General features: G+C 55.6%; 9 protein-coding genes. 5 read left to right on the top strand and 4 right to left on the bottom strand.

Annotated features, from left to right (window positions below; genetic code table 11):
- Positions 1-3: 3 nt before the first annotated feature.
- Positions 4-1,614, top strand: coding sequence for a sensor histidine kinase (locus tag DJ75_RS10655; protein WP_176451438.1), 1,611 nt, complete (start codon positions 4-6; stop codon positions 1,612-1,614).
- Between the two features lie 220 nt (positions 1,615-1,834).
- Positions 1,835-4,000, top strand: a complete 2,166-nt coding sequence (locus DJ75_RS10650) for a PAS domain S-box protein (RefSeq protein ID WP_094524436.1) — start codon at positions 1,835-1,837, stop codon at positions 3,998-4,000.
- A gap of 1,403 nt (positions 4,001-5,403) precedes the next feature.
- Here DJ75_RS10650 and DJ75_RS10645 read toward each other — a convergent pair.
- Positions 5,404-6,843 (bottom strand): pyridoxal-dependent decarboxylase, encoded by a 1,440-nt coding sequence (locus DJ75_RS10645; protein ID WP_094524435.1) that lies wholly within the window; start codon positions 6,841-6,843, stop codon positions 5,404-5,406.
- Between the two features lie 389 nt (positions 6,844-7,232).
- Between DJ75_RS10645 and DJ75_RS10640 the strand changes: the two genes are divergently transcribed.
- From DJ75_RS10640 to DJ75_RS10630, 3 genes are all read left to right on the top strand, one after another.
- Positions 7,233-8,486: a trans-acting enoyl reductase family protein gene (locus DJ75_RS10640; RefSeq protein ID WP_094524434.1), complete on the top strand. Its 1,254-nt coding sequence runs from the start codon at positions 7,233-7,235 to the stop codon at positions 8,484-8,486.
- 289 nt (positions 8,487-8,775) lie between these two features.
- Positions 8,776-10,050 carry an RNA-guided endonuclease TnpB family protein gene (locus DJ75_RS10635; RefSeq protein ID WP_094524433.1) on the top strand — a complete coding sequence of 425 codons (1,275 nt, stop codon included), beginning with the start codon at positions 8,776-8,778 and terminating at the stop codon, positions 10,048-10,050.
- Positions 10,051-10,431: 381 nt separating this feature from the next.
- A complete protein-coding gene (locus DJ75_RS10630; protein ID WP_141212014.1) occupies positions 10,432-10,887 on the top strand; it encodes a hypothetical protein in 456 nt (151 codons plus the stop codon).
- Here DJ75_RS10630 and DJ75_RS10625 read toward each other — a convergent pair whose 3' ends face one another.
- The 3 genes from DJ75_RS10625 to DJ75_RS10615 all read right to left on the bottom strand — a co-directional run bounded on the left by DJ75_RS10625 (position 10,888) and on the right by DJ75_RS10615 (position 12,578).
- A complete protein-coding gene (locus DJ75_RS10625) occupies positions 10,888-11,217 on the bottom strand; it encodes a hypothetical protein (RefSeq protein WP_094524431.1) in 330 nt (109 codons plus the stop codon).
- The gene (locus DJ75_RS10620; RefSeq protein WP_094524430.1) at positions 11,214-11,588 is read right to left on the bottom strand and encodes a hypothetical protein; all 375 of its coding nucleotides are present in this window, start codon (positions 11,586-11,588) and stop codon (positions 11,214-11,216) included. The genes DJ75_RS10625 and DJ75_RS10620 overlap by 4 nt, the downstream gene beginning before the upstream one ends.
- A gap of 450 nt (positions 11,589-12,038) precedes the next feature.
- A complete protein-coding gene (locus DJ75_RS10615) occupies positions 12,039-12,578 on the bottom strand; it encodes a hypothetical protein (protein ID WP_249269028.1) in 540 nt (179 codons plus the stop codon).
- Positions 12,579-12,664 lie beyond the last annotated feature (86 nt).

Genomic DNA, 12,664 nt, shown 5'->3' with positions numbered 1-12,664 from the left:
GCCGTGGTCGATGCCCTGCTCGTCGTGGGCCTAGTAACAGCCGGAATCACGGCCGTCGCCCGTCGGCCGGAACTCGGGACGACCGGTCTCGGTATCACTGCCGGATGTCTCGCCGTGGTCGCCGCCCTTGACGTGGCCGTCCGTCTGGGAGTCGCTGATATCGAGACGCTGTTCAGCGGTGTGAGAGTCGCCCTGTTCGGGGCGTCGATGGCCTGGTTGTGGTTCGCAGTCGAACACACCGGTCGCGGTCCAGAACTCACGTGCAGGCGATTGTTCGGTGGCACCGGGACGGCTGTCGGCTTGGTGTTCGCAACGCAACTACCAGTGACAGTGATCCAGAACGCCTCGGCGGCCGTCATCAACGTCTCGGCAACGTACGGGAGTGTCGCGGGAACCTTTCTGCTCTCACAGGCGACACTCAAGCGTAAATTAGTCCCTCTGTGGCAAGGCGTTCTACTCCCAATCAGCGGTAGCAGTCTCGTTATAATCGGGTTCGTGGCGTCACTCACACCCCTACAAGACAGTGTCGTCCAGAATCTCATCTTGGCCACCGCTCTCTGCGCTGGAGTGCCATTAGCGGTAAGCGTGTTCACCGAAGCAGCCGAAGACACCACGAAACAGGCACGGTTGGCCCGCGGCGTGGTTCTCGGAGAAATTTCGGAAGCCGTGATCGTAACGGACACGCGTGGAAATATTATTTATACGAACGAAGCCGCGAGGCGGGTGTTTCTCGGGACACAGTCTCGAGACGCCTTCGGACGTGATTTCGAGTCGCTCATCGGGGTGGGACCCGATGAACTCCACGATGCTCCTGTCGACCGTGAACTGACGACCGAAAACGGCCGCCGATGGGTCGAGGTGACACACAGCCCGATGACGGGATCGAACGGTGACACGGCCGGGAACATCTACATCTTCCGTGACGTTACAGCACGGCGGAGCAACCAGCAACGGAGAAACGTCCTCGTGAGGCTCTTGCGTCACAACCTCCGTAATAAAGTGGACGTGATCCGTGCCCATGCGGAGCTCCTCGACGAGCAGCCGGAACGTGGTAACCAGATCGCCAATTCGGCCAGAAAGCTCGCGGCGACGAGCGAGACCGTCACCGAGATGGACCAACTCCTCTCGCAGGAGCACATCGACCGGGAACGGATCGAAATCGGAGCACTTACCCGAGAGGTAGGAAATCGGGTCGCCGACGATTTCGGAGGGGCCGTGACCGTCGACGCGGAGTCGGTGACGCTGTACACCAATCGTGAGGCCGTCCGGACCGTTGTGGCTGAACTCGTCAGCAACGGTATGAAACACGCCGAGATGGATGAGCCACCCGTTCGGATCTTAGTTCGCGCATCCGCCGAACACGCTGTGATTACGATCGAAGACGAAGGACCAGGTATCCCCGAACAGGAGTACGCTGTGCTTGGATCCGTCGAACAGTCACAGCTCCGCCATGGGCGGGGGCTGGGCATCTGGATGGTCCAGTGGATCGTCATCCGACTCGGCGGTACGCTTTCGTTCGACGCCGACAGCTCCGGAACCGTCGTAACCATTCGACTTCCACGTGGTGACGGCAAACGTGATCCTCAATCTAACCCTCACCACACACAAGCTTGATATCCGACGATTGTGTCGGCATAGTACTGAATAATCGGGTCGATATTAGATCGGAGTAGATTGGTCAAGACAGGTGATTTACATTCCGACGCATATCACTGATTGACTTACGCCCTATCAGAAAGTGTGTGCGAGATACAGAGGATGCCTATATCTATGTGGTCAGTTATCGCAACTGCTGTACTGACTCTTTTTATAACTGAATCAAATGACTCTGAGTATGTCTGACCGAGCAGAGCACGAGGATACAATCCGTGTCCTCCATGTTGATGACCAACCGGACTTCGCCGAAATGACCACAGCGTTTCTTGAACGAGAGAGTGACCGATTCGACACTGAAACGGTAAGTAGTGCGAGCGAGGGGCTGAATCGTCTTGCTGAATCCACATTTGATTGCGTCATTTCCGACTATGAGATGCCTGGGCAGAACGGCGTTGAGTTCCTCCGAGCTGTTCGTGAGGAGTGGCCTGATCTACCGTTTATTCTGTTTACTGGCAAAGGGAGCGAAACCGTCGCCAGTGACGCAATCTCCGCAGGAGTCACTGATTATCTACAAAAATCGCCTGGAAATGAGCAGTACGAATTACTGGCCAATCGCATTCTGAATTCTGTCGGCAAGGTACAAGCCGAGCAACAGATCAAAACAGAGCAGAAGCGATTTAAGACTCTTTTCGACCACCTCTCACAAACCGCTGTAGAAGTTCGGTACGAGGCCGATGAGCCAATCGTCAGGCAGGTTAATGCGGCATTTGAGAACGCATTCGGGTACGAATCTGAGACTATGATCGGCGATTCACTTGACACACACATCGTCCCTGATAACCGAACTGACGAAGCCGTAGAAATCAATGAACATGTCCAATCTGGCGGCAGTCTTGACTCGAGGGAGGTGGTTCGACAGACGACAGACGGACTCCGTAAATTCCTCCTCCAAAATGCGGTCTATGATGACGGTTCAGGCGGGTTTGCTATCTACACAGACATTGCTGACCGAAGCGAACGTAAGGAACTGCTTGAACGAAACCGAGATCTACTGCGACACACGCAACAACTGGCTAAGGTTGGTGGGTGGGAGGCAGATCTTGAAACTGGCGAACAGCGTTGGACGAAGGAAACATACAATATCCACGATCTCGATCCTGCTGAAGAATCCGACCCATCGGTTGAAACAGCGATCGAATTTTATCATCCTGACGACCAATCAACAATTCAGACAGCAATCGAAAACTGCCGCACCCACGGCAAGCCGTACGATCTTGAACTGCGATTGATCACGGCAGAAAATGATGAAAAGTGGGTACGTACTACTGGTGAACGCATACATGACGGTGACGATATAATCAAACTTCGAGGCGCAATCCAAGACATCACCGCTCAGAAAGAACGAGAAAAGGAACTCCGACTGTACGAACAACTCGTTAGGCACTCTCCCGAGTTGCTGGTCATCATGGACGAGGAGATGACTGTTAAGTACCAAAGCCCACCGTCGCCGTTACTCGAGTGGGAGCCACTGGATGTTGTTGGCGAGAACCCCTCCGAAGAGATCCACCCAGACGACCACGAGAAACTCATGGATCACTTTGCTCGACTGAAGGACAAACCCGACGGGATTGTCGCCGTTGAGTTTCGGGCACGGGACGTGGATGGGGACTGGCGGTGGATCGAAAGCCGTGGGCAGAACTTCACTGACAGCGACCCGATTGAGGGTATTCTTGCGGTAATGCGTGACGTTACACAGCGAAAACAACAAGAACAACGACTCGTTCGGGAACGTGACCGGCTCGATGAGTTCACCAGCATCGTGTCGCACGACCTCCGGAGTCCGTTGAACGTCGCAAAGGGGCGGACGAAGCTGGCTGCTAGCGAGTGTGACAGCGAACACCTAACCGATGTTCAACAGGCCCTGACACGTATGGAAGCGCTCATAGAGGACTCACTAGCGCTGGCTCGACAAGGAAAAGTCGTCGGTGAAACGACTAGTGTCGACCTCGAGGCGATTGTCGCTCGGTGCTGGGAGACGACCTCCACAACCGAGGCTACCCTTGAGATTGAGGGGCTATCATCAATACAAGCAGATGCGGATCGATTACCAGAGGTGTTTGAGAATCTTTTCCGAAATGCGGTTGACCACGGTGGCGAAGGCGTGACGATCACCGTTGGTGAGGTAGACACCGGATTTTATATAGAAGACGACGGGTCCGGCATCTCTGACGATAACCGGGACGAAGTGTTTGAGACCGGGTACTCGACATCCGAAGAGGGAGTCGGCTTCGGACTGAATATTGTCAAACAGATAGTAGAGGCTCACGGCTGGGAGATTCATGTGACCGACAGTGCCGATGGTGGTGCCCGGTTCGAGATTACCGGTGTCGAGAAAGTTGAGTGACCGATGCGTGCTGTGAATCTCGCACAGCTATTGGAATATCTCCCTGATCTGGCAGAATCCTCGGCACTCAATCCGCAGGCACATTCTATCGGCTAATTCAGGATTTATTTGGGGAAAATAACACAGTTCCCGTGATGACTATATCCTCTATATTCAGCAGGCGCTCAGCGATCTAACGACATTCTGTTAGAATCGGTCTGCTGAATACACAGCGCGTGTCTTGCACTCATCACCTTCTGATTACAGTGAATCAAATCGGTCAGTAGAGAAGTGCTACTTGCTTCGTTTCTCGGGCTCTAACCCGTATTCTTCTGGGTTGTACTCACCGAGAACGAGTACAGACAGTATCAATGTTCCAGACACAACCAGAGAAACCCAGAACATATCTAAACTGAGTGGGCCAACGGTGCTCAGAGTACTGCTTGGGCTAGAAAATACGATCGTCATTGTTGCCCCGCACACTCCGAGAATTGGGAGTCGGTAATGGTGAATTTTCGTTAATATTCGAAGCATGTTTCAACGATTTCTGCAATTCCTGGTGCTAATATTGTTTGCGAATGATTGATCCGCACCCTGCATAGCACGGTGATTCAGTAGAGCGCACGTATCACGAAGATGGATTCGTTCAGACATGCTGCGATCGGGTTGGTCAGTAACAGACGTTATCTTTAGGAGACTACACGCAAAATCAACGTTGCAGAAATGTCAGCCAAGCCCTCCAGCGTCGAAATCGCAGATACGGTCTCTGATTTGATGTACGGGATTGCCGGATGGCTCTTGATCGGACTTGGAGCCGCGGCATTCTTGAGTGGCACCGGTGGAGTCATTCAACACGCCGGGACAAATGAGATGATCGTTCCACTATTACTTCTTGGATTGGCATTTCTGTTCATCACATCAGGTATCTTTGTCAACCCACGCTTTCGCCGCCGACTTGACCGACGTCATAACCTCTCCCGGTTCGGTCAGGCCAAGACTGTCGACAGTAGAGTCCTTTCGCCATCCGAGAATCGCCATGAGTCGTGTGTCAGTTGTGGATCTGGTCTGAGAACGGGAGTTGACCGTCGATATCGGCAAGAATACGTTGTCGCTGGTATTCCAGTGTGGACGGTATCTGAGAATCACAACTACTACTGTTCGAGTTGTGCTACCGAGGAATTGTCTGGTCACATTTCCACCGACACTGGCAGTAGCGATGCCACAGAGCGAACAATTGCTGAGACCGAATAAGTTCGCGGAGATAGTGACTTGCTGATCCACCTGAGTTAGTGTGAACTCAATAGTTACTGACTGCTGACTACATCCTCTGTATCGGTCACGTCGTTACTGACAAACTCTGATTAGTTAGCGAATGCAATGCTACATACAGCGCGCGTATCGGTCACGAAGTAACGGACAGCAGGCTACGGTCGTTCCGCCTCGAGAAACGCGTCAATGCCGTCGAACAGCTGGTCGAGAGTCGTCTCGTCGGTGAATGGATTCAACAGAACGACTCTGAGCCACCGATTGTCCCGATACGTCGGGAGTGAAACGAAGATGTCCTGCTCGGAGAGCAACTGCCGCTGAAGCCGCCCGTTGAGCGTGTCTCGCTCGTCCGGTAGACACCAATCGGGTGCGGCACGAAAACAGACGAGGTTCATCTCCGGTTCGCTGGCCAGTTCCAGCTCGTCGTGGTCGGCGACATGGTTGCGAATCAGTGCTGTCAGTCGGTAGCTCTCGTCGATCAACTGTTCGAGTCCCGCGCGACCGAGGTGCTGGAAGGTGAGCCAGAGTTTCAGGACTGCCGCCCGGCGGGTGCCCTGAACGCTGAGTTCGCCGAGATTGGGGACCGCGTCGTCGCCACGCATGTACGGCGCCCCCACGCGAAAGTCCTCCTGTAACACGTCAACATCTGTGAAGAGTGCCATTGCGCAGGTCTTGGCGACGTAACACCACTTCTGGGGATTGAATGTGACTGAGTCCGCGATCTCGATTCCATCGAGTCGCCCACGCTCAGCCTCAGAGAAGACGAGGGCACCACCGTAGGCCGCATCAACGTGGAACCACAAGTCGTGTTCGTCGGCGATATCACCAAGCTCCGGTAGCGGATCGATATTCCCGGTCGTGGTCGTGCCAGCGGTCGCAACGACACAGAAGGGCATGTAGCCGTCTCGTGCAGCCCGTTCGACCGCCCGCTTCAGTGCGCTCGGCTTCATTCGAGAGTTCGCGTCTGTCTCGACAGCGACGACGGCATCGGTCCCGAGCCCGAGCATCATCGCCGCTTTCTGGAGCGAGGTGTGTGCCACCTCCGACGCGAACAGTACTGGCTCGCGATCCAGCCCGGTGAGTCCATCCTCGTGAACGTCGAACGCGTGGTTCCGGGCGACCGACAGGGCGTGAAGGTTCACAAGAGAACCGCCGCTGGTGAGGACTCCGCCAGCGTCGGGCCCGAGGCCGAACTCGCTGGTGATAGTCTCAGTCAACTGGACCTCGAGTTCAGAGAACACCGGAGACATCTCCACGCTCAGCATATTGTTGTTGACCGCCGATGCGACCAGATTACCCAGCACCGACACCGTCGTCGGCATCGTATCCATATGGCCGATGTACCCCGGATGGGCGGGGTTCATCGATCCGGCAACGATCATATCGAGATCGCTGAGAAGGTCGTTCTGGGACCGCGGAGATACTGGAATACTGACCTCGGGGATGGTGGGATCGTCTGGCAACGGCGACCGGTCTTGTGCTCCTACAAGCTGTCCGAGGAGCTGATCAACGACGTCCTCGGCGAGGTTCCGGACATCTTCGGCGTTATCGCCACTCGGGTCGATGAACCCTGCTTCGGGCGAGTTGGAACGATTCATGTATACCGGCTCTGTCTCCAGTGACTTCGAACATGCGGACTATATTGGATCGACACTACCTGCTCAGATCTCAGTATAGGAGTACTCCGGCCTGTAACCGTGATTCACGTCAGGGGAGTCTTGGGTGGCAGCGTCTTGCTGACTATAAGCTCTGTATCTCGCACGTAGCTTCTATCAGCTCCGAAGGATTTCAACAGAGCCGTAATTGTGTAAACCGACCAGACGACTAGTTCGCTGGAGGGAGCGGACGGGTAGGCACTGCTGAATCCATCATCTACATCTGACACAGCAGTTCCTGATAGAACCCCGATAAGATGGTTCCACTATCTTCGGTCAGAGCCTCGCCCAAACAGTTGAGGTTCTTTGCGTCATATTGGTAGTAGAAACCCGTGTCATCTACAACAACCAACTACGATATCGTGGTCTGGGGAGCCACCGGATTCGCTGGCCAACTCGTCGCCGAACATCTCACCAGTCACTATTCCGCCGCTGAACTGTCTGTTGCTCTTGGTGGTCGAAATGAATCTAAGCTCCGCCGACTCGCAGAAGGGCTTGCAAATGAGTCTGATCGAGAGGAGGTCCCCATTGTCGTCGGTGATGCCACCAAACCGGCGAGCCTCCGCGGGATAGCCGGCCAAACGAAGGTCGTCTGTACGACAGTCGGGCCCTACACAACATACGGAACACCACTCGTCGAAGCCTGCATTGAGGCTGGAACCGACTACTGTGATCTCACCGGGGAGATTAACTGGGTTCGAGAGATGATCGACCGCTATCACGACGATGCTATGGCTGCCGACGTGAAAATTGTCCACAGCTGTGGGTTCGATTCGATCCCATCCGACCTCGGGGTCAAACTGTTGCAATCGTACGCTATCGAGGAGTTTGGAGACTCTTGTGAGTTCGTTCGTATCTATCTCGAAGATGGAAAGGGTGAGGTGAGTGGCGGCACCTTAGCTAGTGCGGCCGAATTATTCGAAGCCGCCGCAACTGATCCGATTGCCCGAGAAACAGTATCGAATCCGTACTCGTTGGCTCCACCGGGCGAACGCTGCGGTGTCGATACAGGCGTACAACGACGACCACAGCGAGATTCCATCCGCTCGATATGGACGGCTCCCTCGCCGATGGCAGCCGTCAACGAACGGGTAATCCGACGGAGCAATGCCCTCTTGGAGTATCCGTGGGGCCGAGAGTTTCGGTGTACAGAGGTCATCCCAACCAGTTCTGGGATCGGCGGTGCCGCAGCAGCCGGCGGGATCGCACTCGGCTTGGGTGTCGGAACCGCTGCGATGAAGAGTCGGCTGCTTCGGCGTGGATTGCGTCGGTTCGTGTTCCCTGAGCCGGGCACAGGGCCCTCGGAAGCGGAGATCAAATCAGGTCACTTCTTGATTCGCGTCATCGGCCGAGGGACAACGACCGACGGGCCGTTCACTGTCATGAGTGAGATCGGAGCCGAACTGGATCCTGGGTATGGCGCAACCGCCCGGATGCTCGGAGAGGCTGGGATTTGCTTGCTGCGAGGTGAGACGGTGTCACCGCTAGACGGTGGCATTCTGACGCCCGCTTCGGGGATTGGTGATCCACTCGGTGATCGACTTCGGGATGTTGGCTTCACCGTGACCGCTGGTGAGTGGCAATGAGCAACACATCATGGCGATGACTCTCGGGAGCTAATCGTGGTATTCAACCGCTTACCGAAAAGCCGTGAGGACTCATTCTGCACACTGGAGCCCGCTGGGTGTCAACTTCATTCCAACACGTTCTTCGACGTATTCGTTATGAAAGTTACAAGGCTAAAACCCCGTCCTTCAGGGCGGGGATACAGCCGACAAACCCTCCACTGACTACGTTCGATAGCACAGCCAGATATGCCACGCCAACCGATATCATTAACAAAACGGTACGCATAACCAGTTATGAAGCCAGAAAATGGGTCGAACCATCCGAACCTTCGAGGCTACGATTACGAACCAGCAACAGGTTCGTGACGGCCTCGACCAACTCGGATGGGCTGCCTCAAAGCTCTGGAACGTCGGTCGCTACTACGCACAAGAACAGTGGGACGAAACGGGCGAGATTCCCGATGATGGGGAACTCAAAGCCGAACTCAAAGGCCACAAACGCTACACGGACTTGCATTCTCAATCCAGTCAGCGCGTTCTCGAAGAACTCGCTGAAGCGTTCAACGGCTGGTTCGGTAAGCGCCGGAACGGCGACAACCGTGCCCGACCGCCCGGCTACCGCAAAAACGGAGACTCTCACCCACGTTCAACCGTGTCGTTCAAATCGGCTGGTTTCAAGCACGACGGACAGTTCACCCGTGTCCGCCTCTCGAAAGGCCGTAACCTCAAAGAACACCGTTCAGACTTCATCCTCTGCGAGTACCAGACTCGTCCGGACGTTGACCTGACCAAGTGGGACATTCAACAAGTTCGAGCCGTCTACAAACGCGACGAGTGGCGGCTTCAATTCATCTGTCGCACCACCATCGACCCGGAACCACCGGGCGATGAGGTAGCTGGTGTAGACCTCGGGATATGCAACTTCGCCGCCGTCTCGTTCGGCGGAGAATCCGTGTTGTATCCCGGTGGCGCACTCAAAGAAGACGAATACTACTTCACGAAGAAGAAAGCCAAGTGCGACGATTCTTCGTCCCGTGAGGCTACCCGTCTTGACCGAAAGCGAACGGGTCGCCGGACGCACTTCTTGCACGCACTCTCGAAAGCAATCGTAGAGGAGTGCGTCGAACGAGGCGTCGGAACCCTTGTCGTGGGCGACCTCGGCGGCATCCGAGAAGGCAACAAGAACGGCAAACCCCGAAATTGGGGCGACCACGGTAATCTCGACTTGCACGGGTGGGCGTTCGACCGATTCACGACGCTTCTGCACTACAAGGCTGAAGCGGAAGGCATCGACGTGGAGTTGGTGTCCGAACGCGATACGTCGAAGGCGTGTTCGGCGTGCGGCCACACAGATGACAACCAGCGAGTTGAACGCGGTCTGTACGTGTGTGAGAAGTGCGATACGGTTGCGAACGCGGACGTGAACGGTGCGGAGAACATTCGACAAAAGGTACTCCCGAGTCTCGCCACAGATGGCGGTGATAGGGATAACGGCTGGTTGGCACAGCCAGCGGTTCACCTGTTCGACCGTAGTGAGGGTGTTTTCGCCCCACGAGAACAGGTTGTTAACCGCGAATCTTAATATCCCAACGCGGGAATCCTCGCCCTTCAGGGCGGGGAGGATGTCAACTTCGGGACGATATACGCCCTAACACACAACCTGTTTCTGGTCGCCTTCCTGCACGGCATCGGGAACTTCTGGCCGCTGGTCGTCGATCCTGGCCTGGGAGCCTGGCCCAACTGGGGTGTGATCATCGCCCTGTACGGACTAGTCGTCGTATTGTATCGTCGGTGGGCCTCTGTTACGGTGCGGACACCGGAACGCGCCACGATGAAAGGTAACAAGCGGTGTATTGCGACTCCGATAGATCTTGTACACCCGTATCACTGTGGGGGGTTCGTTTGGTACAGGCGTCGTTTGTTCGAACATTCGCTTTAAGATCGTTCGCGGCGAAGCCGACGTATGACACGAAACTGGTCCCGTCGTGGCGCGCTTACAATAGGGGTGAGCGGGCTCGCAACCGCACTTGCCGGCTGTCAAACGTCGTTCGCTTCAGATGAGACCCCGATGCTGGACTTGATAATCAATAATAGTACACCCGAACCACAAAACGTAGATGTCGAGGTTATTGATCCCGACGAGAACGACAGCGAGGCGTTGGTGTACGAGCTTAGCAAGGACTCGGGAGGGTCGGGAGGAGAGTACATTGAAATTCCAGCCAACTCGGAACGGACGTTTGAAGCTGTTGCCGAGGACGAACGATATACCATCCGTGCTACGGTCGATCGGGCGTTCGATAAATGGCGGCACTATCACTATACTACTGCTCCCGTAGACTACGACGGCCAAGTCTTCGTTCTGATTGCCCGGCTTGAAGAGACCGGGAGGGATGTCATCCGGTTTGGTCCGGGGCCGTAATCACAACCGCTGTACGAGCCGGTATCCGCCGAGGCCGAGAAGGCCGATCCAGACGCCGGCAAAAAGTAAGAACCCGATCGTCTTGGCTTGCAGCACGCCGACCATCTCGATGTAGGGGGCAGCGAAACCAACGGTGGCGACGACGGCTCCAGCCCCGATAGCACCGGCGCGCATGCCCTCACGCTCGGAGGTCAGTGCCACCCACCCAACGAAGATACCGAGTGGGATCATCGTCAACCACGCCGTCAACAGTCGGAATGGGAGGTCGAACCAGCCGTGGCCGACCATCCCAGTCTGGAGCAGGAACTGGTCGTCACCGTCCTTAATCACAACGGCTGTTCCCTCAGGTCACGTTCCTCACCGTACGTGAACTCCTCCGAAAGCTCGTCTTGGGTGTAGGCGTCACAGGTGAGGACGAATCCCTGACAGACGACCGGGGTATACTCGTTGTCCGGAGCTGCTCTCGTCCGGTCCACGAAGGTTTGGGCAGTCGGTGAGAGCTCACTATAGCGGTAGGTCGGTGCCTGCTCGACGGTTTCGTTGTATTCGGCTGCCGTGTCCGGGACGATTTGGTGGTGGTATCGGTAGGAGTCCTCAGCCACGTAGGGCGAGGCGACCGTCCCCGGGTAGGAGGCGAGCCATAGGAGGAGGACCGCGACGGCGATACCGGCGACTTGGAAGGTTCGATTGGAGGGCGACATCGAAATACCACCCTCATGTCCCTAATCAACAGTAAAGTGCTTTCGGAAACACTCTCATACGGGCAGTGTCGGTACACCTTGTTGCTGGCTTGGGTGGAAGAATGCAAGCAGAGGGATGTTTGGACGCCGGATCTCACTCGATTGATTAGGGAAAGACGGCTCTGTTGAAATCCTCTATTCGTTACAGTTCTTAATGTCCCCGCTGTATACAACGCGCATATCTTCGATAAGCCAGATTGGCGGCTCTGTTGAAATCCTCAGAAGTTGATAGTTTCATATCCCCCAATCGCTCAGTACAGAGGACTCACATACCGACGTAGAACGCTGATATACCGATATTATGTCAGAAATCGTGTACGAGATACAGAGGATGAAGTCAGCACAACGGCTTCGTTTATTTCGCGTCAAATCGGATGGATCACCCGTTAGTTGAACGTGCGAATGTATCGGCTATTCTCCGCTACGACTGCGCTCGTAGACGTAGCTGAAAACGAGGCTGAGTGGGACGGCTATCCAGATCGTCCACACTACCACTACCAAGATGGTATCGGGGTACAGCTCAAAGAACGCTCCGAGGAACTCGGTGAGCGAGGTCGGCGGGTCAACTCCCCCGTATGGGTTCAAAAACTCGTAGCCGTACACCGGAGCCAGTAGCAACCACACGGCAGTTCCGGCAGGGTAGTTCCCGGCGACCGTGACCAACGCTGCGACGGCACTGTAGTATGGGACACTCGACGGCAGGGAGCGCCACGTGAGCGCCCCGACCACGAATCCCGTGGCGAGGTACACCGGGACCGCAGACAGAATCACCCCTGCGGAACCCAACGAACCCGCAACCAGCGTACTCACCGGAGCAAACACGATTCCACCGGCGAGGACACCGGCGGCCATACTGTAGCCGGCCCCGACGTCCTGTCGGTCTCCGAGCGGCAACCGTGACGGTCCGTATCGACCGTACAGCCGCACCACTCGGTCCAGCCTGGCTACCATGACACTCTCTCCACATAAATTGTACTTGAACGTACTTTGTTCCGTCGGCTGTACAGTGTCTTGCTGTCTATCTCCCCATTCGGGGC

It is taken from the genome of Halorubrum sp. Eb13, assembly GCF_002252895.1.
Classification (GTDB): Archaea; Halobacteriota; Halobacteria; order Halobacteriales; family Haloferacaceae; genus Halorubrum.
This window is presented reverse-complemented; position numbering and strand designations above follow the sequence as displayed.